This window comes from Microvirga lenta (genome assembly GCF_020532555.1).
GTDB lineage: Bacteria > Pseudomonadota > Alphaproteobacteria > Rhizobiales > Beijerinckiaceae > Microvirga > Microvirga lenta.
The window spans coordinates 54,104-74,419 of the sequence record NZ_JAJBBR010000009.1 but is presented as its reverse complement, the minus strand read 5'-3'; the positions used below and the strand labels follow the sequence as shown (position 1 = coordinate 74,419).

Below are 20,316 nucleotides of genomic sequence, written 5' to 3'. Positions count from 1 at the left end.
AAGCACCCGGAACTCTGCCCGGCATTCGATCCGGGCGATAGGCGGCGGGCAGCCGAAAATGCCGGCCGCCCGCCAGTGATCAGGTGAAGGCGCGAACCTCAGTTCGCGACGTTCTTTTCGTAGCTTTCGAGAATGTCGTTGAAATAAGGCCCGATCGGGAAAGGTTTCCCGTTGGCGGCCAGAGCGTCGGGGGTGATATCCGCGAAGAGCTGGTTCCAGGCGGCTTGGTCGAGCTTGCCCTCGAGGTTCTTCGCGTCGATACCCGGATACCAGTTGAAGCGCTTCACGATGCCTTCGGCCTGCACTTCCGGGCTCGTCGCGAGAGCGATGAAATCGGCCGCAAGCTTCTCCTGCCCGGTCTTGGCGGGAATGGCATAGTACATGGGCTGCCCCGGCATGCCCGGCGATATGAGCTTCAGGCGGGTGTTCGGCGGCAGCTTGCCCTCCGCCTTCCAGGTGTAGAACATATCGACCCAGACGGGACCCATGGCGATCTCGCCACGGTTGAGCATATCGAGAGTTCCGGCGTTGCCGGGCGTGATGACGACGTTCTTGTTGAACTCCTTCAGGTCGGCCAGCGCCTTGTCCCAGGTGGCCTTGGTGGCCGCATCGTAGGGCCCCTTCTCGAGCTTCGCCGCATCGCCGCCGAAAGCCGAGACCCAGCCGGTCACGAAGGCGACGCCCGACATGCCGCCCTTGATGCCGTTATAGCCGAATTGCTGCGGGTTCTGCTTCACCCAATCGCGCAGCTCGGCGTAGCTGCTCGGCGGGTTCTTGACGAGATCGGGATTGTAGGCGAGCGCCGTCTGCGAGTGGAACATGGGCATGACGTAGCCCGAGACGTCCGTGCCGAGGGCGTTCGTGGCCGTGTCGCGCGTCACCATCTTCCCCGTCGGGAGCGTGTCGCGGTACTTCTTGAGCAGGTCCTCCTTCACCATGGTGCCTGCGGCCTTCTGGTGAATGACGACCACGTCGAAGTCGGACGCGGCACCCGCCTTCTTCTGCGCATCCAGCTTCTCGTAGATCTTCTGCGAGCCGCCGTCGCCAGGTCCGGTGCCGACGGCAACGACCTTCACGCCGGGGTTCTTCTTCTCGAACATCGGTCCGAGATAGTCCTTGATGTAATCGACCATGTTCTGGTCGCCTGCCGTCGCGACGTTGAGGGTCTGAGCGCTCGCGGACGTAGTCAGCAGAAGCGCCGCAAAACCGGCGGCCCATAAGCCTTTACGCATGGTTTCCTCCCTTGGTGGGGTCAGTGGGGAACAGGTGCAACGATGCCAGCGGCAGGCGCAGGCCTACCGGGCGATCGAGCTCGTGGTAGTCATCGTCTGTCACGGTAAAATGACGGTCGGCGATTGCCACCACATACCTGTAGTGTCCGCCCGGATACGTTCTCTGCGTAATTGTTCCGGGCAGGACGATGGACCCGTCGATGCGGGCGTTGGGATCGACGAGCGAAGCGACATCGTCGCGGAAGTAGGCGGTCACACGGCCAGGAGGCGCCCGCCCGTCCCAAGCGGTTGCAGCGGCCCCGTCGGCCTTGACTTCGATACCCTTGCTCGCCGGATTCACGTCGAGGTCGATCGTATTCTCCGCTCCCATGAAGCTCGCCACGAAGGGCGAGTTGGGACGGTCGAAAACCTCCTTCGGCGAACCCATCTGCGCAATGCGGCCGGCATCCATCACCACGATCCGGTCCGCCATCGTCATGGCCTCCTCCCGGTCATGGGTGACATGAATGGCCGTGAAGCCCAGTTGGTTCTGGAGGGACTTGAGTTCGGAGCGGAGCTGGACGCGCACCTTGGCGTCCAGATTGGACAGGGGCTCGTCCAGGAGAAGGATTTCGGGCTCGATGGCGAGGGCGCGCCCGAGAGCCACGCGCTGACGCTGCCCGCCCGACAGGTTGGTGACCTTGCGGTCCTCGAGCCCGGACAGGTTGAGCATCTTGAGGATCTTGGCGACGCGGGTCCGGATCTCGTCCTTCGGGACTCCTCTCAGGCGCAGGCCGTAGCCGACATTGCCCATCACCGTCATGTGCGGCCACAGGGCATAGGACTGGAACATCATGGCCATGCCCCGCTTCTCGGGAGGCATGTTCACGACATCCCTCCCGAACAGCCGAATGGCGCCGCCTGCAGCCTTCTGAAACCCGGCCACGGTGCGAAGAAGCGTCGTCTTTCCGCAGCCGGACGACCCGAGAATGGCGATAAACTCGCCCGGCGCCACTGAAAGATCGACCCCGTGCAGCACGCGCTGACGACCGTAGCTGACGTGCAGATCGTGAATATCGATCGCAGCAGAAGGGGAACTGTTCACAGCCCTCGTATCCTCCCTAGTGAGCTTTCTGCTTCTCTTTTGTAGCCAGCAAACCACATCCTAGGGCTGCTGGAAAGAGAGCGAGACGGGCTTCCTAGAGATCGCGTGTGACAGATCCACGACGGAGTGAGGACCTGGACGGCAAGTTGGACAGGATTGCTGCCATTTTTTGCAGCGCCGCTACGGCATGCGAGGCGGGCTCCTGCTCGACACCGAGCCTGAACAAGACGGCTCCGTGGCCTTGCCACGGAGTCCTCCGCACTTAGTGGCCGAAATGGCTTACGCAACTGCCACGACAATACCCATAAGAGCCACCGCCGCGCCTGCGAAACGGGTCGCCTGTCGCGACCGGAGAGAAGCCATACCTCCAGCGATCCCGATCCCGTGCAGGAGGGCCGTCGCCGTCGCGAACCCCAGGCTGTAGGAGATCGCGCCCGAGCCCAGCGGCATCTCGGCTCCGTGGGCATAGCCATGGAAGACCGCGAACACGCCTACAAGCGCCATCGCGGCACTGGCGGGCCATGCCCCACCGAGCGCCACTACGCCGCCGATCACAATGATCGAGACCACGATCCCGGTCTCCGCTGCCGGTATGTCCGTGCCGGCAAGGCCGAGACTTCCGCCGGCCAGCATCATGACCACGAAGCTCGCCGGCACGGTCCAGAGCGCCCGCCCGCCGAGCAGGGCGGCAAAGAGGCCGACAGTCACCATGACGAGCACATGGTCCAGCCCATGGACGGGGTGCAGGAAGCCCGTCGCGAAATCCGCGCTGGGACCCGCTCCCGTGTGAGCCAGAGCCGGTGCCGTCGGCACTGAGAGAGCTGCCGAGAGGATGAAACGCTTCAAGATCATGAGGTGCTCCTGTCAGGCGGCCGCGGCCAAGCCGCCGGCCTGTTCGATGAAACTGGCGATGGCGTCGACCCCGACGCCGCCGCGAATGTTGCTGAAGACATAAGGACGCCGGCCGCGCATGCGCTTCGTGTCCTCCTCCATCACGGCAAGATCAGCACCGACATAAGGAGCAAGGTCGATCTTGTTGACGACGAGAAGATCCGAGCGGGTGATGCCGGGGCCTCCCTTCCGGGGGATCTTCTCACCGCCGGCCACATCGATGACGTAGATCGTCAGATCCGCGAGTTCGGGGGAGAACGTCGCCGCGAGATTGTCGCCGCCCGACTCCACCAATACGATGTCAAGTGCGGGAAAACGCTTTCTCATCGTGGCAATGGCGGCGAGATTGATGGAGGCATCCTCGCGGATTGCCGTATGCGGGCAGCCGCCCGTTTCGACCCCCATGATGCGCTCCTCCGGCAACGCATCCGCTACGGTCAGCAGGCGCGCATCCTCTTTCGTGTAGATATCGTTTGTGATGGCGCAGATGTCGTAGCGCCGGCGAAAGGTCTTGCAGAGCGCCTCCATCAGGGCGGTCTTGCCCGAACCGACTGGGCCGCCGATGCCGACCCGCAGGGGTCCCGTGCGAGAGATCATGAGCGAAAGAGCCTCGTGTACTGGTTTTCGTGGTGGAAGGAGCCGAGATCGGCCCGGAAGGTCGCACCGCCGATATCGTCGAGCGACAAATTCTGCGCCTCCTCGGCTAGGTTGCGAACGATCGGAACCATGGCGGCGCAAACGCGTGTCCCTCCGCTCTGCCCGATGGGAGCCGATCGGATTGCAGCGGAGACGAGGTTCTGAACCATGGCGAGCAGATAGGCGCTGGCTGTTGCGGATAGAGGCACGCCATGCGCCGCTGCAGCCATGCCAACGGCGACCGGGAACGCCACCTCACCCTCGATATCCCTCAGCCGGGGAGAAGGCCAAGCCGCCAACGTGGCGTCGAGGAAGCTTCGCCCCTGCTGAGACGTTTCAAGGTGGAGTTCGGCCGAAGGCGAAAGAGCCAAAGCGAGTTCGTTCACCTCATCCAAGTCGTCGGCACGATCAGCCGCGATGGACCTGTACGCATGACTCAGAAGGATCGCATCGTTCCGGCCGGCACCGAGGAGCATGAGATCGCCGAGCCACGCGATGAGCGATGCCTCGTCCCCTACGTCGCCCGACTCCACGGCCCATTCCAGCGTGTGGGAATAGGCATAGGAGCCGACAGGAAAGGATGGGGACAGCCATACGAACAGCGGCAGGAGCGACTGGGTGCCGTCCTCATGTGGTAGGCGGTCGTGCTGTTCAGCCATGGGAATGCCCATGATGATGCGTGTGCGCGCCATGATCGTGATGGTGGTAGGCGCCTCGGACGGGTCGAAATGGCCGTTCGACGATCCTGGTCCGTGCTCCCAGGCCATGGAGCATATCGATCAGAACATGATCGTAAGCGATGTAGATGGCGTCATCGGCGATCTCGGCCGGCACGTGACGGTTTCCGATGTGCCAGGCCAGCGTCAGGAGTTCGAGCGTGCCAGCGGTCGTCACCTCGACCAATCTCTCCGAAGCGGCCTTCACCTCTACGAGCCAACCGCTGTCGAGCCGGATGGCATCCCCGTCTTCGAGAATGTCAGCCCTGTCGAGATCGAGCAGAAAGGCGGTGCCGCCATCGGCATTGAGTACGATACGACGCCGGTGGCGGTCGCCATGATCGAGAGTGATGACATCGACGATGCGATCGGCATCGACCGCGTCACGACGAATGATGGAGGATGCGCGGATCATGTCAGAACAGGAAGTAGCGTTGTGCCATGGGCAGGATCCTGGCCGGCTCGCAGACCAGCAATTCGCCGTCGGCACGGACGTCGTAGGTTTCAGGATCTACCTCGATATGAGGCATGGCGTCATTCAGGATCATGTCCTTCTTGCCGATGCCGCCACGAACATTCTCCACGGCAACGAGTTGCTTCTGGACCCCCAGCCTCGCGGCAAGACCGTTCTCCGCCGCAGCCTTGGACACGAAGGTCACCGAGGTCGTGGCGAGAGCCCGTCCGAACGATCCGAACATCGGCCGGTAATGCACCGGTTGCGGCGTCGGAATCGATGCGTTCGGATCACCCATGGGAGCCGCGGCAATGGCCCCGCCCTTGATCACGAGATCCGGCTTCACGCCGAAGAAAGCGGGTGACCACAACACGAGGTCGGCGAGTTTTCCGGGTTCGATGGACCCGACATGCTTCGAGATCCCATGGGCGATGGCCGGATTGATCGTGTACTTTGCCACATAACGCCGAACGCGGAGATTGTCGTTGTCCCCGGTCTCACCCGGGAGTGCCCCCCGCTGGACCTTCATCTTATGCGCCGTCTGCCAAGTCCGGATGATGACTTCTCCGACACGGCCCATGGCCTGGCTGTCCGACGACATCATGGAAAGGGCGCCGAGGTCGTGCAGAATGTCCTCGGCCGCGATCGTTTCCTTGCGGATGCGGCTCTCGGCGAAGGCGAGGTCTTCCGGGATCGCAGGGTCGAGATGGTGGCACACCATGAGCATGTCGAGATGCTCGTCGATGGTGTTCACCGTATAGGGCCGTGTCGGATTCGTGGAGGACGGCAGAACGTTCGGCAGCCCTGCAACCTTGATGATGTCCGGCGCGTGCCCACCACCCGCTCCCTCCGTGTGAAAGGCGTGGATCGTCCGTCCCTTGAAGGCCGCGACCGTGTCCTCGACGAAACCGGATTCGTTGAGCGTGTCGGTATGGATCATCACCTGCACGTCGTATTCGTCCGCCACCGAGAGGCAGCAATCGATCGCGGCAGGGGTCGTGCCCCAATCCTCGTGCAGCTTGAGGGCGCAGGCCCCGGCCTGAATCATTTCCTCGAGTGCTCCGGGCTTCGAGGCGTTGCCCTTGCCTGAAAATGCGAGGTTCATCGGAAAGGCGTCCGCCGCCTCGATCATGCGAGCCATATGCCAGGGCCCGGGCGTGCACGTTGTGGCGAAGGTTCCCGTCGCAGGTCCCGTGCCGCCGCCGAGCATGGTCGTAATGCCCGAGGTCAATGCCTCTTCGATCTGTTGCGGGCAGATGAAGTGGATATGGGAGTCGAAACCGCCGGCGGTGACGATCTTGCCCTCCCCCGCGATGATCTCCGTACCGGGGCCAATGACGATGTCCACACCAGGCTGCACATCCGGGTTGCCGGCCTTGCCGATCCTGGCGATGCGTCCGTCCCGAATGCCGATGTCCGCCTTTACGATTCCGGAGTGATCGAGGATGACCGCATTCGTGATGACGGTGTCCATCGCCCCGTCCTGCCGGGTGGCCTGCCCCTGCCCCATCCCGTCGCGGATCACCTTGCCGCCGCCGAATTTAACCTCCTCGCCATAGATCGTAAAATCCTTCTCCACCTCAATGACCAGTGCCGTATCGGCCAGACGGATCCTGTCTCCCTTTGTGGGACCGAACATATCGGCATAGGCTGCCCGGGGGAGCGATGCAGGTTTGCGTTGGTTCGTCATCACAGGGCTCCCATCACATCCTGACGGAAGCCATAGACTTCGCGCTTGCCTGACAGAGGTACCAGAGTGACCTCGCGCGTGGCGCCCGGCTCGAACCTCACTGCCGTACCGGGAGCGATGTCGAGACGCATGCCGCGTGCCTTCTCCCGCTCGAAGGAGAGCGCGGGGTTGGTCTCGTAGAAATGATAATGGCTCCCGACCTGAATCGGGCGATCCCCTGTATTGGCGACCGTGATGGCCGTGCGCTCGGCTCCATCGTTGAACACGATCTCGCCTTTCTCCGTCATGACCTCGCCCGGTACATGCTCGGAGGCTGCGCCGCGGATCGGGTGGTGGACCGTCACGAGCTTCGTGCCGTCCGGGAACGTCGCCTCGACCTGGATATCGTGGATCATCTCGGCCACGCCCTCCATGACCTGATCGGCGCTCAGGACGTGGGCCCCGGCCTCCATGAGTTCGGCGACGGAGCGCCCGTCACGTGCTCCCTCCACGACCGTATCGGTGATGAGCGCAATTGCTTCGGGATGGTTCAGTTTCACGCCGCGCTCCAGGCGACGGCGCGCCACCATGGCCGCCATGGCGACGAGTAGTTTGTCCTTTTCACGAGGCGTAAGTTGCATGGTTCAACCTTAGCTAAGCCAGACGCGGGGCAACGGCTCGCCGCGAAAGGCGAGAAGAAAAGGGCAGATGGCGGAGCGCAGCGCTTCGATGCTTCGGGCGCAGAAGCGAACAGCCAGAAGGCCGTTCCATGCACTGGCAGCGGCCTCGCACCCGCTGTTCAGGGACAGGTGCTGGCGAACGCTCTCAAGACGTGATTCCGCATCCGGGGCGACGTGGACGAGAGTCGCCAGAGCACGGGCACCATCGGCGACACTGGGCTTCTTCAGAAGGTCAGCTATCGGACCTTCGAGACGGAGAGCATCCGCGTAGACGAGACGCTCGCCGCGCCGGATACGCCAGCGATCTTCGAAGAACCCTTGCGTGACGTGCTCTGCGCGGGCCGCACGTCCGAAGACGACAGCTTCGAAGAGGGTCAGCCGGGCATCCGGCGCCACTTCGGCATCGAGGCGCCGCGCCAGACGCGCCCGGTCGAAAAGAAGCGTCTCCTGAGGGATCCAATCGAGCCGGGAATCCGATCCCAGCGAAAGCTTCACGGACAGTTCGGCAACGGGTCCGTCTGAGCGATACACCTTTTCGGCGGCAGGAGTCGCCACCGTTACGACGGAACCTGCCTGCACATCGATCTCTACAGAAAATAGATCACCGCAGGCAATGCCGCCCGCCGTATTGACGATCACCGCATCAAGACCACACCCCTCGCCCCTCGGAAGCCTGATCCGCATGGAACCGCTCTCGGCAATACGGTCTGGGCGCGTTTGCCCGTTTATGCTCATGGCGCCGAGTGCTACTCGCCCGACAGCGCGCTGACGAAGAGGGCTTGCAGCAGGCGACGAGGCCTCAAATGGCAAGACGTTGACGTACATCGTCCCCCTCAAGCGCTGAACGGTCGCCATGCTGGACTATTTCGCCCCGTTCCATCACCACGAAGCGATCCGCAAGCTCGCGCGCAAAATCGAAATACTGCTCGACCAGCAGGATGGCCATGTCCTTCCGCTCGCGCAGATACGAGATCGCCCGCCCGATATCCTTGATGATCGACGGTTGGATTCCTTCTGTCGGCTCGTCCAGCACGAGCAACCGAGGTCGCATCACCAGAGCTCTGCCGATGGCGAGTTGCTGCTGCTGCCCTCCGGAAAGGTCCCCGCCCCGCCGTCCGAGCATCGACTTCAGTACCGGGAAGAGTTCGAAGACCTCGTCGGGAATGCGTCGCTCCCCACGTTTGAGTGGAGCAAATCCGGTCTCCAGATTCTCTCTTACCGTCAGAAGTGGAAAAATTTCACGTCCCTGCGGAACATAGGCTATACCGAGCTCCGCTCGCTCGAAAGGCTTGAGGCGCGAGATGTCCCTCCCCTGAAAGCGGACAGCCCCACCGGATATGGGCCTCTGGCCCGAAATCGCTCGCAGAAGCGAAGTCTTGCCCACGCCGTTACGCCCCAGAACGCAAGTCACCTCACCCACCTCCGCGGAGACGGAAACCCCGCGCAGGGCTTGGGCTGCACCGTAGTGAAGGGACAGGTTTTCAACGGACAACATCGTCATCGGCCCAGGTAAACCTCGATCACGCGTTCATTGGCGCTTACCGCATCGAGAGAGCCTTCGGCCAGAACCGAGCCCTCGTGGAGACATGTGACTTTCACTCCGAGATCGCGCACGAAGGTCATGTCGTGCTCCACCACGACCACGGCGCGGGTCTTCGCAATATCCCGCAGGAGATCGGCGGTATCGGCGGTCTCCTGATCCGTCATACCCGCGGCGGGCTCATCCACGAGAAGGAGCTTCGGCTCCTGGGCCAAAAGCATGCCGATCTCCAGCCATTGCTTCTGACCGTGGGACAATTCGCCCGCCTTGCGGTACCGGTGGGCGCTGAGGCGGACACGTTCCAGGAGCGCCTCGATCCTCTCTCTCTCCCGCGTCGTGCGCCGAGAGAATAGGGCTGCGAACGGACCGCGCTCACCCTTGAGTGCGAGAAGCAGATTATCCTCGACATTGTGCATGTCGAACACCGTCGGTGTCTGGAACTTTCGACCGATGCCAAGTTCGGCGATAGCGGCCTCGTCAAGTACCGTCAGGTCATGAACTCCTTCGAACAGGGCTGTTCCCTGGTTGGGACGTGTTTTGCCGGTGATCACGTCCATCATGGTGGTCTTGCCCGCGCCGTTGGGTCCGATGATGGCGCGCATCTCCGCGTGATCAATGGCAAGGGAGAGTGCGTTCAGAGCCCGAAAGCCGTCGAAGGAAACCGTGACGTTGTCGAGGTAAAGCAGCGTTGGAGTGATAGGTTCGCTCATGACTTACTCCGCCGCATAGGGTAGCCCACCAGGTGCGTGTCGGGTCCGGGACCGCCTGACCTTCGCCCACAGATCCGTGCCGCCCCCCAGGATGCCGCGCGGCATGAGAAGCGTCACGAAAACGAAGAGGCCGCCAAGTGCAAACAGCCAGAACTCGGGAAGGGCACCGGTAAACCAGGTTTTCCCAGCATTCACGACCAGCGCTCCGAGGATCGCGCCAGCTAGAGTTCCACGTCCGCCGACAGCGACCCAGATCACCACCTCGATCGAATTGGCGGGGGCAAACTCGCTCGGATTGATGATGCCGACCTGCGGCACGTAAAGCGCGCCGGCAACACCCGCGATCATGGCTGAAAGGGTAAACACCGCAAGCTTGTAGATCTCGACGCGATAACCGAGAAATCGTGTCCGGCTCTCCGCATCCCGCACCGCGACCAAGACCTTGCCGAGTTTCGAGTTCACGATCCACTTGCAGAGGAGATATCCGGCAGCGAGCGCAACGGTGGAAAGAACGAAGAGGACGATCCGGGTCGAGCCCGACTGGATCGGAAATCCAAGGATCTCCTTGAAATCGGTCAGGCCGTTATTGCCGCCGAAGCCCATATCATTGCGGAAGAAGGCAAGCATCAGCGCGAAGGTCATGGCCTGCGTGATGATTGAAAGGTAGACCCCCGTCACCCGAGACCGGAAGGCGAACCAACCGAAGATGAAGGCCAGGAGGCCCGGCGCAGCGATCACCATAAGCGCCGCGATGGGAAACCAATCGAATCCATGCCAGAACCATGGCAACTCCCTCCAGTTCAGGAAAACCATGAAATCGGGCAGGATCGGATCCGCATAGACCCCGCGCGAGCCGATCTGGCGCATGAGGTACATGCCCATCGCATAACCGCCGAGAGCGAAGAATGCCCCGTGACCAAGCGAAAGAATACCGCAGAAGCCCCAGATAAGATCGACCGAGAGCGCCAGCAGAGCAAAGCATAGATACTTGCCGAGAAGCGGCACGAGGTAATCGGACAGATGAAGCGCCGACCCAGGGGGCGCCACCGTGTTCAGAACGGGAACCAGAACAGCGGTGGCCGCCAGCAAGGACAAGACGATGATGCTCTGCCTGTCGATGAGAGACTGCGTCGTCATGCTTCCACCGCCCTGCCCCTGAGCGCGAAAAGTCCGCGCGGTCGCCTTTGAATGAAGAGGATGATCGCAACGAGCAGGACGATTTTGCCCAATACCGCCCCGGCATAAGGCTCGAGAAACTTGTTCGCGATGCCGAGCGTCATCGCTCCGACCAGAGTACCCCACAGATTCCCGACACCGCCGAACACCACGACCATGAAACTGTCGATGATGTAGCTCTGACCAAGATTGGGGCTCACATTGTCGATTTGGGACAATGCAACACCGGCAATCCCCGCCACGCCCGAGCCGAGACCGAAAGCCAAGGCGTCGATCCGGTTTGTTCGGATACCCATGGATCCCGCCATGCGGCGGTTCTGCGTGACTGCCCGCATGTAGAGTCCGAGGGACGTATAGCGCATCACCAGAAGCAGGGTCGCGAATGCCGCAAACGCGAAGATGACGATGGCGATGCGATTGTAGGTGAGGCTCAGTCCCCCGATCTCGAGAGCACCGCTCATCCAGGCTGGTGTCCCGACCTCCCGGTTCGTCGGCCCGAAGATTGTGCGGACTGTCTGCTGTAGGATCAGAGACAAGCCCCAAGTCGCAAGCAGCGTTTCCAGCGGGCGCCCGTAGAGAAAGCGGATGACGGTACGCTCGATGAGGATCCCGACAGCACCCGCGACCACGAAAGCAAGTGGAAGCGATAGGAACAGCGAGATGCCGAACAATTCCGGTGCATAGGTGCGGATCGCCTCCTGAACGACGAAAGTCGTATAGGCACCCAGCATCACCATCTCACCGTGCGCCATATTGATGACGCCCATGGTACCGAAGGTGATTGCCAGGCCGATCGCAGCCAGCAAGAGGACCGACCCGAGGGAAATGCCGTACCAGACATTCTGAAGCGCGTTCCAGAACGCCAGACGGGAGCGGATGCTCTCAACGGCCTTCCCTGCCGCGTCCGCCACCTCGGGCTGCACCCCGACAGGCAACGTCGATAACAGCGCAAGCGCGTCCTGGTCTCCGCGGGCCTGCAAGGCCTCGACGGCCTTCAGGCGATCTGCGGTAGATGTACCGGAGGCGCCCAGAAGCACTGCAGCACGGGCTATCTGCAGGGCGCCCTTCACATTTGCATCCGTTTCCTGTGTGATAGCCGTTTCCAGATTCGGCAGAGCCGTCTCATCGCGGGAGCGAAAAACCGCTCGAGCCGCCTGCAGTCGTGCAGCCGGATCGGAACTGAGAAGTGTCAGGCTGCCCAACGCAGCCTCGATAGCGCGGCGAACGCGATTGTTGATCCTGACCGGTTTGAGGCCTGATGGCGTTGGCCCGAAAGCCTGCCCCGTCACCGCACTAATCAGGTTACCAGACGGTTCACGGATAATGATTTGTCCGGAGCTGACGAGAAGCCGACCATCGCGCACGGCCTCAACGACCTTCAAGGATAGGGGATGACCGCTTCCCGCAACAGCAGAAATGGCGGCATCGGTCTCGGCATAGCTGTCGGCGGCAAACTTCGGCAGCGCATCTTCATAGACGCCGGCGAAGGCAGAGGAGGCCATGCCGATAAGGACTGCAAAGGCCGCTAAGAGATGGCGCAAGATGATCATGAAATATGCTTCAACGGAGGATCTGCGAGGGCGGAGAGATCACCGCCCCCGGCGTTCAAGAACTTAGGCGCCGCACTTTCTCGTGACGGTGTTGTAGTTGCCGCACTTCAGGGTTTTCCAGTCGGCGATCAGGTCCTTGGATCCGTCCAGGAACTTCGACCACGCATCGCCTGGCACGAGACCTTCGGTTTCCCACACCACATCAAACTGGCCGTCGTCCTTGATCTCACCGATGAACACGGGCTTGGTGATGTGATGGTTCGGCAGCATTTCGGAAACGCCGCCGGTGAGGTTTGGGACCTGGACGCCTACGATCGCGTCGATCACCTTGTCAGGGTCCGTCGTTCCTGCCTTCTCGACAGCCTTCACCCACATGTTGAAGCCGACCACATGGGCCTCCATCGGATCGTTGGTGACGCGCTTGTCGTTCTTGGTGAAGGCCTTCCATTTCTCGATGAAGGCCTTGTTGTCGGCATTGTCGATGGATTGGAAGTAGTTCCAGGCCGCAAGGTGGCCGACGAGAGGCTTGGTGTCGATGCCGGCGAGTTCCTCTTCACCCACCGAGAAAGCCACCACCGGAATATCCGTCGCCTTGACGCCCTGGTTGGCAAGTTCCTTGTAGAACGGCACGTTGGCGTCGCCGTTAATGGTGGAGACGACAGCTGTCTTTTTGCCGGCGGACCCGAATTTCTTAATATCCGCGACAATGGTTTGCCAGTCGGAGTGACCGAACGGCGTGTAGTTGATCATGATGTCTTCGGATTTCACGCCCTTGGACTTCAGATATGCTTCGAGAATCTTGTTGGTCGTGCGGGGGTAGACGTAGTCGGTGCCCGCCAGGACCCAACGCTCCACATTTTCTTCCTTGGCAAGGTAGTCGACAGCGGGGATCGCCTGCTGGTTTGGCGCCGCACCCGTGTAGAAGACGTTCCTTTCGCTCTCCTCGCCCTCGTACTGCACCGGATAGAAGAGGATGCTGTTGAGTTCCTTGAAGACGGGGAGCACGGATTTGCGGGAGACGGAGGTCCAGCAGCCGAATACGGCCGCAACCTTTTCATTGCTGATGAGCTCGCGAGCCTTCTCGGCAAAGAGCGGCCAATTCGACGCCGGATCGACGACGACAGCCTCCAGCTTCTTGCCGAGGAGGCCGCCCTTCCTGTTCTGCTCCTCGATGAGCATCAGCATGACGTCCTTGAGCGTCGTCTCGCTGATTGCCATCGTCCCCGACAACGAATGCAGGACGCCGACCTTGATCGTCTCCTGCGCCGTCGCGGAGCCGACTGCGCCCCCCGATACGAGCGCGGCTGCCGCCAGCGCCAACATGTTGCGTCGAGTCAAATTCCATACCGACATCAGCCTCTCCCTTGCGTGCGCTGCACCGCGTGCAGCCCCAAAGGACATAGGCAAGAAACGTGCCAGTATGAGTTTCGATGGAAGGCTCGGCCGTAAATCGGCAGGCTTTGCCAGGAGCTGGCCAAACGAAGTGGCTTATTGCCCAGAAAAGAAGCGGGCGCTCAAAAACAAGACACTCGGGCATCAACGAGCGCGGGGCGGAATATGTTCCGCCCCGCGCTCGTGAGCAACATGGTCTGCTCGAATGCTATGCCATCTAAGGGTGCGTCTTTTGCGGAGGCTTAAGCGGCCATCCGCTCGTCCGCCAGAGAAACGATGCGACGAACCTCATCGCCATCAATCGTTTCGCGCTCCAGCAGCGCCTCCACGAGAGTGTCCAGCGCGCCTCGATTGTGTTCGATGCACGTTTTGGCGGCAGCATACATCTCTTCGATAATCCGGCGGATTTCGCGCTCCACCTCTGGGGGAAAGCTGTCGTTCGATCGCGAAACCCGAACCATGCCAATGGCAGAGCTCATACCCCATTCGGTGACCATTCTTCGCGCAATGTCCGTAGCATGAGCAATATCGCTGGCCGCGCCGGTCGTAACCCTCTTGGGGCCGAACACGATTTCCTCGGCAGCCCGGCCGCCCATAGCAACGATCAGATCCGCCTCGAGCTTCTCGACAGGAATGCAGTGACGGTCATGATCCGGCAGGCGCATGACCAGACCTAGAGCCTGTCCATGAGGCACGATGGTTGCGCTATGAACCTTGTCGGATCCAGGCGTCAGGCAGGCACAGAGGGCGTGGCCCGCCTCGTGCACGGCGACTAGCCTGCGCTCCTCGCGGGTGACGGCGAGGGATCGTCTCTCCAGGCCCATGATGACCTTGTTGCGGGCCGCCTCCAGATTTTCACGAGTGATGGCGAGGTTACCTTCACGTGCAGCGAAAATGGCGGCCTCGTTCAGCAGATTGCCGAGGTCGGCACCGGAGAAGCCGGGCGTACCCTTGGCAATGGAACTCAGGTCGACACTCTCTGCGAGTGTTACTTTTCGGGCGTGAACCTGAAGAATCGCCTCCCTTCCCGCAATATCGGGAAGGCCGATATGAACCTGGCGGTCGAAGCGGCCAGGACGCAGAAGGGCCGGATCGAGCACATCAACACGGTTGGTCGCCCCGATGACGATGACTCCAGCCGTCGTGTTGAACCCGTCCATCTCGACAAGGAGTTGATTCAGGGTCGACTCGAACTCGCGGTCGGCAGCGGATCCCCCTCCCCCTCGCTTGCGCCCGATGGCATCGATCTCGTCGATGAAGATCAGACACGGGGCCCGCTTGCGTGCTTGCTGGAACAGCTTCGAAACGCGGCTCTTGGCGATGCCGATGAGTGGGGCCGAGAAATCGCTGCCAGAAACGGCCAAGAACGAGACACCCGCCTCGCCGGCCAACGCCTTTGCGATGAGTGTTTTGCCTGTCCCAGGAGGGCCGACCATAAGAAGGCCTCGCGGAATGCGGGCGCCCACCTTCGTGAAAGCCTCCGAGTCCCGCAGAAAGGCAATGACTTCCTGCAATTCCGCCTTCGGCTCGTTCTGCCCTGCCACATCGTCGAAGCGATCGGGAATGTTCCTGATCACACGGGGCCACCGGGCCGCCGGGTTGAAGTCCGTCTGGACGGCGAGTAGCGCAAGAACCGCCACCACCAGGACCAGAGGGACGACGAAGCCTGCGATACCGGATGCATCGATCCCAGGCTTCGCGAAATCCACCTCCACGCCGGACGATGCCAGACGGTCAAGGTAGGAGGCGCTCAGGAGATCACCGGGGAGGCGCACGAAGGCTTCTTCATCGGAGAGATGAACGGTAAAGCCGCCCTCCTCGATCAGCACCCGTTCGACCTTTCCAAGGCCCAGGTCCCGTGCAAACTCGGAATAAGTGATCTCGGCAACCGGATCCGACATCATTCGAGGTGCAACAATCGCAGTTACGACTGCAAGAGCGACAAGAATTGCCGAACAAACGGCCACGCTTCTCTGACGAAGCGTTCTTCTTATTTTTTCCAGAACGATGGTCACAGGCCGAGCCCCCAAAGCGCAGGTATGGACTTACTGTCCCTGAGACGCTCTCTAGTCTGTTTTGCGAAATGCCGCAGTACGGCGAAATGGCACGGTTACCCTTCAGGACAGAGGTATATATACCTAAATGCCGTATTGCCACAGGTGCGAAAGGAAGTGCCGTTTCCAGGAGCTCAGCGCCTATGAGGCCAGAACGCGGGAGCTCGCCACGCCGAAATAGCACAAGCCGTCCCCGGGCTTGGCGCTCGCGTTCGGAAAGATAATGAACCCGTCACGCGGCGCGGTCAGAACCTCCCCCGCGCCCCTTCTGACCAGGGCTTGCCCCTCCGCTATTGCGTCCCCTGTCCTCCAATTCCCCTCAAGCCGATCCCCTTCGGCCTCGCAGATCAGAACGTCGACGATCTGGATGACAGTGTTCGCCGTGACCTTAGGGACGGGCGCATCGACGAGGCCGAGATGGGCTAGGGCGCTGACGATGGCCGAATAACCAACCTCGACCGCCTTGGGATCGTCATGCGAACCGCATTCCAATGTCACGCCATACCCGCCTGAAAAGCGCATGTATTCCGTCGTGCCGACACCTTCGGAACTGGCCCTGTTGGAATAGCCGAGCCGAATGCGTTCCTTCAGGAAGCGCCCATACACTTCAAGCCAGCCATGGATGACGACCGTCGTTCCAAGCCTCGCAGCGAGCTCACCTTCAGCCTCCGCGAACCGAAATGGCTCCACAGGACCGGAATTATTGAGCGGCCCGGCAAAAACAAATGGTTCGCCGGCACCTCTGAACGAGTGGATATCGAGCAGAACCTCATTCTCCCGCAAAAGTGCACAGAGGCGATTGCCGATACGGTCTTCATAGTCCTCGGGGATCGTCTTCTCGCGCAGATCGCGGTTCAGGTTCCGGTCGCCTTCCCTGGTTCGCTGGCGATAGGCCTTCAGATTAGCGACCGGCAGGAACGTCACTTCGCCCCTGCGGATTGCCAGCTTTCCAGTGCGGCAATCGGAAATCGCACGCAGAATGGCCTGTGTCCCGCACGGCTCGTTGCCGTGGACCGCACCCATCACGAGGAGTTTCGGACCAGGCTGAATGCCGATGAAGCGCACCGTCTCCAGTGGCCCCTCCGGATCGGAGGCTGGGAACGCCGTTGTCTCAGCGAAATCGACATCGATGACCATCCCGGGCTCCAGCCGCCGAGCAAAGTCGAGCATCTTTTCCCGGGGAACGCCGACGCATCCCGCGGTGCCGCTCATATCGGGACGGGCAGCATGGATGAAAATGGCGCTACCGCGCCCGAATTCAGGAATGGAGTCGTTGAAACCTATCGGCACGATCACGTCGAAAAGACGCTCGCTCCGGTGCCGGACCAACCTCTCGTTCATGCGTTCATCGTTCGGCGAGAAGACGAGCCGGTTATAGTCGGGCCCCTCCTCTTCCCAGACCATATCGTCCGACAAGGGCACGAAGGGAAACGCGAGATCGCGCGGAAAGTCGGGCAGCGTAGTCTGGTCGAAAAGCCCATAGCGGAGCGGGAAAACACCGATGGGCGTCCGCTTGTCGCCCTCGCGCTTCAACGAGGCCTGAACGAGCCCTTCAGATCCGATGGTGCACGGGATGGTCCAGTCCCCGATTGTAAGCGTAGCGAGGTGAGGCGCCTCCCCAGAACGAGGAGCACGAACATAAATTCTTGGAATGCGCGTCATCGCAGGTCTCTCTCGAAGAGCAACGTCCACCACCTGCCGTCACGCAGCCGGCTCTTGTCTTTCGGTTTCACGCGAGCAGTGCCTTCTCCGGCATCCCGATTTCGCCAACACGTCGGCATCGGACAAGATGCCCTTTCCCAACCTGGCGAAACTCGGGTGTTGAAGGCGCGCGGCAAATATCCCGCGCCTCAGGGCAGCGTGGGTGGAAGCTGCAACCGGTAGGGAGGTCGAGCGGGTTTGGAATCTCACCCGTGATCTTCGCTCCCCTGCTGCGTCTGAACGGGTCCGGAATCGCCGAAATGAGGGCCCGCGTGTACGGATGCTGCGGATTCGTGAAGATTTCCTCCCAGCCTCCCGTCTCTACGATACGACCGAGATACATGACAGCGACCCGGTCGCTCATGTGTTCGACCACACCGAGATCGTGGCTGATCATGATGTAGGAGAGGCCAAGCGTTTCCTTGAGCTCCAGCAGCAGGTTGATGATCTGCGCCCGAATGGAGACGTCGAGTGCAGATACCGGCTCGTCCAGGATGATGATCTTCGGCTCCAGGATCAGTGCGCGCGCGATGCCGATGCGCTGACGCTGCCCTCCCGAGAACTCATGCGGATACCTTTCGGCATGCTCCGGCCTCAAACCGACCCGCTTGAGAATATCGGCCACGCGCCCCTCGATCTCGCTTGATGCCGAAATGCCGTGGAGGCGGAGGGGAGCTTCGAGGGTCCTGCGTACTGTCTGACGGGGATTGAGCGAGGAATACGGATCCTGGAACACCATTTGGGCAATGCGCGCCCTCGCCTTCCGCCCCGCACTCGCTCCTGAAACATCCTGACCATCAAGGATGATCCGCCCACGGGTCGGCGCCTGAAGTCCCAGAATGGACAGCGCAAGGGTCGACTTTCCGCAACCGGACTCTCCGACAAGGCCAAGGCACTCGCCGCGCTTCAACTCCAGATCGACGCCATCCACTGCATGCAGGAGCCGCCTCGGTCCGCCGAACAAGCCGCCGCCAAGCGGAAAGTGGACCGCGAGATCCTCAATCCTCAGGATCGTATCGCCAGTGTTTTCATTCATGATGGTGGCACCGTACGAAACCGCCACTGTTCAGTGGGGTCGCTGCAGGATCGTTGGCTCTGCAGATATCGCTGGCCGCGTAGCAACGGGGATTGAAGCGACACCCGGTCGGAAATGCCGCAACGGGTGGAACGACGCCAGAAATTTCCTTGAGACGTTGCCGGCCATGCCGAGCCCTTGCACCGAGCAGCGGCAGGGAGGCTACGAGCCCACTTGTGTAAGGGTGGCTCGGAGCCCGGAACACATCCTCGGCAGCACGTTCCTCAACGAGCTTTCCCGCGTACATGACTCCGACCCGGCGACACATATTCGCGATCAGGCCCAGATCGTGGCTGATCATCAGCACCGCCGTTCCCTTGGCGGCGGACAGGTCACGGATAAGGTCGAGTATCTCGGCCTGAACCGTCACGTCCAGGGCTGTCGTCGGCTCGTCCGCGAGCAGAAGATCCGGCCCGCAGGCCAAGGCAATCGCAATCATGACCCGCTGGCGCATGCCGCCGGACAGTTGATGAGGGTAATCTTCGACCCTCCGGTCCGGTGCCGGAACCCGCACGCTTGCCAGCGCCTCGACAGCGAGCCGCTCGGCCTCCCGCCAGCTGGCCCCTTTGTGCAGCACGAACATTTCCGCGATCTGCCTCCCCACGGGAGACAGGGGGTTGAGCGCCGTCATCGGCTCCTGAAAGATCATCGAAATGCGATTGCCACGCAGTTTCCGCATCTCGGAAGCTGAAAGGCTTTGGATCTCGCGTCCATCGAAGCGAATGGTTCCACCACCAATGGCGAGCGGATCACGCAGGAGGCCGATGAGCGCCAGAGCGGTGATGCTTTTGCCGCAGCCAGACTCACCGACGAGTCCCAGCGTCTCACCGTGCCCGATCGTGAAGGAGACATCCTGCACGGCGGCAAACTTCTTGTTGCCGAGAGCAAGATCGATCCTGAGGTTCTCAACCTCGAGAAGGGGTTTAGCCGTCATGCGCGTCGTGCCCTCGCTTGAGGATCGAGGATATCGCGCAGCCCGTCACCTAGCAGGTTCAAGCCCAAGACGGTCATGAAAATCGCGAGCCCGGGGAAAATAGAGATCCATGGGGCCGTAGTGATCTGATCCCGGGCATCCGACAACATGCTGCCCCAGCTGGGGTAAGGTGGGCGGATGCCGAGGCCAAGGAAGGACAGCGCAGCTTCGGCGAGCACCGCACCGCCCATGCCGAGGGTGCCGATGACGATGATGGGACCGAGCATATTGGGCAGGAGCTGCGTCAGCATGATGCGCAGATCACCATATCCCAGCACCTTTGCCGCCTGCACATAGCCTTGGCTCTTCAGCGAGAGAGCCGATGCGCGCGCGAGCCGGCAGGTAAACGACCAGTTCGTGAGGCCGAGCGCGATCAACAAGCTCGTCAATCCAGGGTTCAGGATCGCCATGATTGCAAGAGCGAAGATCAGGGAGGGAATGGCCAGCATCATGTTGGTCAGGCCATTCACAAAGTCGTCCCACCAGCCACCCCAGTAGCCGGCGGAAAGACCGAGGCACACGCCGATGACGGTATTGATGAGCTGCGACACGATGCCGACCGTGAGCGAAATACGAGCTCCGTAGAGAACACGACTATAGATATCGCGACCTTGGGCATCGGTGCCGAACCAGAATTCCTGGCCAGGCGGCTCCTCCGCATACATCAGATTGGCATCCATCACCGGGTCGGTGTGAGCCAGCCAGGGAGCGAAGATTCCGGCAATGACTACACCGGCGAAAAGCACGCCTCCAATCAGGAGGTTGGCTCTGAGCTTCATGTCA

General features: G+C 61.3%; 19 protein-coding genes. All 19 read right to left on the bottom strand.

The window, feature by feature from the left end; translation table 11 throughout:
• Nucleotides 1-98: 98 nt before the first annotated feature.
• Entirely contained in the window at nt 99-1,232 is a 1,134-nt protein-coding gene (locus tag LGR44_RS15105; protein WP_226741538.1) for an ABC transporter substrate-binding protein, read from the bottom strand.
• The gene (locus LGR44_RS15100; RefSeq protein ID WP_226741537.1) at nt 1,225-2,316 is read right to left on the bottom strand and encodes an ABC transporter ATP-binding protein; all 1,092 of its coding nucleotides are present in this window, start codon (nt 2,314-2,316) and stop codon (nt 1,225-1,227) included. The genes LGR44_RS15105 and LGR44_RS15100 overlap by 8 nt, the downstream gene beginning before the upstream one ends.
• A 279-nt stretch (nt 2,317-2,595) precedes the next feature.
• Nucleotides 2,596-3,168 (bottom strand): HupE/UreJ family protein, encoded by a 573-nt coding sequence (locus LGR44_RS15095; protein ID WP_226741536.1) that lies wholly within the window; start codon nt 3,166-3,168, stop codon nt 2,596-2,598.
• 12 nt (nt 3,169-3,180) lie between these two features.
• Entirely contained in the window at nt 3,181-3,804 is a 624-nt protein-coding gene (gene ureG / locus LGR44_RS15090; protein ID WP_226741535.1) for an urease accessory protein UreG, read from the bottom strand.
• Entirely contained in the window at nt 3,801-4,502 is a 702-nt protein-coding gene (locus LGR44_RS15085) for an urease accessory protein UreF (protein WP_404809932.1), read from the bottom strand. The genes ureG and LGR44_RS15085 overlap by 4 nt, the downstream gene beginning before the upstream one ends.
• Nucleotides 4,495-4,974 carry an urease accessory protein UreE gene (locus tag LGR44_RS15080; protein ID WP_226741533.1) on the bottom strand — a complete coding sequence of 160 codons (480 nt, stop codon included), beginning with the start codon at nt 4,972-4,974 and terminating at the stop codon, nt 4,495-4,497. The genes LGR44_RS15085 and LGR44_RS15080 overlap by 8 nt, the downstream gene beginning before the upstream one ends.
• A gap of 1 nt (nt 4,975) precedes the next feature.
• A complete protein-coding gene (gene ureC, locus LGR44_RS15075; protein WP_226741532.1) occupies nt 4,976-6,703 on the bottom strand; it encodes an urease subunit alpha in 1,728 nt (575 codons plus the stop codon).
• On the bottom strand, nt 6,703-7,323 hold the full coding sequence (locus tag LGR44_RS15070) for an urease subunit gamma (RefSeq protein WP_226741531.1): 621 nt from the start codon (nt 7,321-7,323) through the stop codon (nt 6,703-6,705). Before LGR44_RS15070 ends, ureC begins: the two co-directional genes overlap by 1 nt.
• Before the next feature lie 9 nt (nt 7,324-7,332).
• Entirely contained in the window at nt 7,333-8,187 is an 855-nt protein-coding gene (locus tag LGR44_RS15065) for an urease accessory protein UreD (protein WP_226741530.1), read from the bottom strand.
• A complete protein-coding gene (gene urtE, locus LGR44_RS15060) occupies nt 8,162-8,857 on the bottom strand; it encodes an urea ABC transporter ATP-binding subunit UrtE (RefSeq protein ID WP_226741707.1) in 696 nt (231 codons plus the stop codon). The genes LGR44_RS15065 and urtE overlap by 26 nt, the downstream gene beginning before the upstream one ends.
• 2 nt (nt 8,858-8,859) lie before the next feature.
• Nucleotides 8,860-9,612: an urea ABC transporter ATP-binding protein UrtD gene (urtD, locus tag LGR44_RS15055; RefSeq protein WP_226741529.1), complete on the bottom strand. Its 753-nt coding sequence runs from the start codon at nt 9,610-9,612 to the stop codon at nt 8,860-8,862.
• A gap of 3 nt (nt 9,613-9,615) precedes the next feature.
• Nucleotides 9,616-10,749, bottom strand: coding sequence for an urea ABC transporter permease subunit UrtC (gene urtC, locus LGR44_RS15050; protein WP_226741528.1), 1,134 nt, complete (start codon nt 10,747-10,749; stop codon nt 9,616-9,618).
• Nucleotides 10,746-12,338, bottom strand: coding sequence for an urea ABC transporter permease subunit UrtB (urtB, locus tag LGR44_RS15045; RefSeq protein WP_226741527.1), 1,593 nt, complete (start codon nt 12,336-12,338; stop codon nt 10,746-10,748). The genes urtC and urtB overlap by 4 nt, the downstream gene beginning before the upstream one ends.
• 63 nt (nt 12,339-12,401) lie before the next feature.
• On the bottom strand, nt 12,402-13,691 hold the full coding sequence (urtA, locus tag LGR44_RS15040) for an urea ABC transporter substrate-binding protein (protein ID WP_404809930.1): 1,290 nt from the start codon (nt 13,689-13,691) through the stop codon (nt 12,402-12,404).
• Between the two features lie 281 nt (nt 13,692-13,972).
• Nucleotides 13,973-15,745: an ATP-dependent zinc metalloprotease FtsH gene (gene ftsH / locus LGR44_RS15035; RefSeq protein ID WP_226741526.1), complete on the bottom strand. Its 1,773-nt coding sequence runs from the start codon at nt 15,743-15,745 to the stop codon at nt 13,973-13,975.
• 180 nt (nt 15,746-15,925) lie between these two features.
• Entirely contained in the window at nt 15,926-17,446 is a 1,521-nt protein-coding gene (locus LGR44_RS15030) for a L,D-transpeptidase family protein (protein ID WP_226741525.1), read from the bottom strand.
• A gap of 67 nt (nt 17,447-17,513) precedes the next feature.
• Complete coding sequence (locus LGR44_RS15025; protein ID WP_226741705.1) at nt 17,514-18,521, bottom strand: ABC transporter ATP-binding protein; 1,008 nt, start codon at nt 18,519-18,521, stop codon at nt 17,514-17,516.
• Nucleotides 18,514-19,494: an ABC transporter ATP-binding protein gene (locus tag LGR44_RS15020; RefSeq protein ID WP_226741524.1), complete on the bottom strand. Its 981-nt coding sequence runs from the start codon at nt 19,492-19,494 to the stop codon at nt 18,514-18,516. The genes LGR44_RS15025 and LGR44_RS15020 overlap by 8 nt, the downstream gene beginning before the upstream one ends.
• The gene (locus LGR44_RS15015; RefSeq protein ID WP_226741523.1) at nt 19,491-20,312 is read right to left on the bottom strand and encodes an ABC transporter permease; all 822 of its coding nucleotides are present in this window, start codon (nt 20,310-20,312) and stop codon (nt 19,491-19,493) included. The genes LGR44_RS15020 and LGR44_RS15015 overlap by 4 nt, the downstream gene beginning before the upstream one ends.
• Between the last annotated feature and the right edge of the window lie 4 nt (nt 20,313-20,316).

What these genes read in the sequence shown, in the direction of transcription:
- LGR44_RS15105 (WP_226741538.1), bottom strand. Translation starts at nt 1,232, where the DNA reads ATGCGTAAAGGCTTATGGGCCGCCGGTTTTGCGGCGCTTCTGCTGACT.
- LGR44_RS15095 (WP_226741536.1), bottom strand. Translation starts at nt 3,168, where the DNA reads ATGATCTTGAAGCGTTTCATCCTCTCGGCAGCTCTCTCAGTGCCGACG.
- ureG (WP_226741535.1), bottom strand. Translation starts at nt 3,804, where the DNA reads ATGATCTCTCGCACGGGACCCCTGCGGGTCGGCATCGGCGGCCCAGTC.
- LGR44_RS15085 (WP_404809932.1), bottom strand. Translation starts at nt 4,502, where the DNA reads ATGGCTGAACAGCACGACCGCCTACCACATGAGGACGGCACCCAGTCG.
- LGR44_RS15080 (WP_226741533.1), bottom strand. Translation starts at nt 4,974, where the DNA reads ATGATCCGCGCATCCTCCATCATTCGTCGTGACGCGGTCGATGCCGAT.
- ureC (WP_226741532.1), bottom strand. Translation starts at nt 6,703, where the DNA reads ATGACGAACCAACGCAAACCTGCATCGCTCCCCCGGGCAGCCTATGCC.
- LGR44_RS15070 (WP_226741531.1), bottom strand. Translation starts at nt 7,323, where the DNA reads ATGCAACTTACGCCTCGTGAAAAGGACAAACTACTCGTCGCCATGGCG.
- LGR44_RS15065 (WP_226741530.1), bottom strand. Translation starts at nt 8,187, where the DNA reads ATGTACGTCAACGTCTTGCCATTTGAGGCCTCGTCGCCTGCTGCAAGC.
- urtE (WP_226741707.1), bottom strand. Translation starts at nt 8,857, where the DNA reads ATGTTGTCCGTTGAAAACCTGTCCCTTCACTACGGTGCAGCCCAAGCC.
- urtD (WP_226741529.1), bottom strand. Translation starts at nt 9,612, where the DNA reads ATGAGCGAACCTATCACTCCAACGCTGCTTTACCTCGACAACGTCACG.
- urtC (WP_226741528.1), bottom strand. Translation starts at nt 10,749, where the DNA reads ATGACGACGCAGTCTCTCATCGACAGGCAGAGCATCATCGTCTTGTCC.
- urtB (WP_226741527.1), bottom strand. Translation starts at nt 12,338, where the DNA reads ATGATCATCTTGCGCCATCTCTTAGCGGCCTTTGCAGTCCTTATCGGC.
- urtA (WP_404809930.1), bottom strand. Translation starts at nt 13,691, where the DNA reads ATGTCGGTATGGAATTTGACTCGACGCAACATGTTGGCGCTGGCGGCA.
- LGR44_RS15030 (WP_226741525.1), bottom strand. Translation starts at nt 17,446, where the DNA reads ATGACGCGCATTCCAAGAATTTATGTTCGTGCTCCTCGTTCTGGGGAG.
- LGR44_RS15025 (WP_226741705.1), bottom strand. Translation starts at nt 18,521, where the DNA reads ATGAATGAAAACACTGGCGATACGATCCTGAGGATTGAGGATCTCGCG.
- LGR44_RS15020 (WP_226741524.1), bottom strand. Translation starts at nt 19,494, where the DNA reads ATGACGGCTAAACCCCTTCTCGAGGTTGAGAACCTCAGGATCGATCTT.
- LGR44_RS15015 (WP_226741523.1), bottom strand. Translation starts at nt 20,312, where the DNA reads ATGAAGCTCAGAGCCAACCTCCTGATTGGAGGCGTGCTTTTCGCCGGT.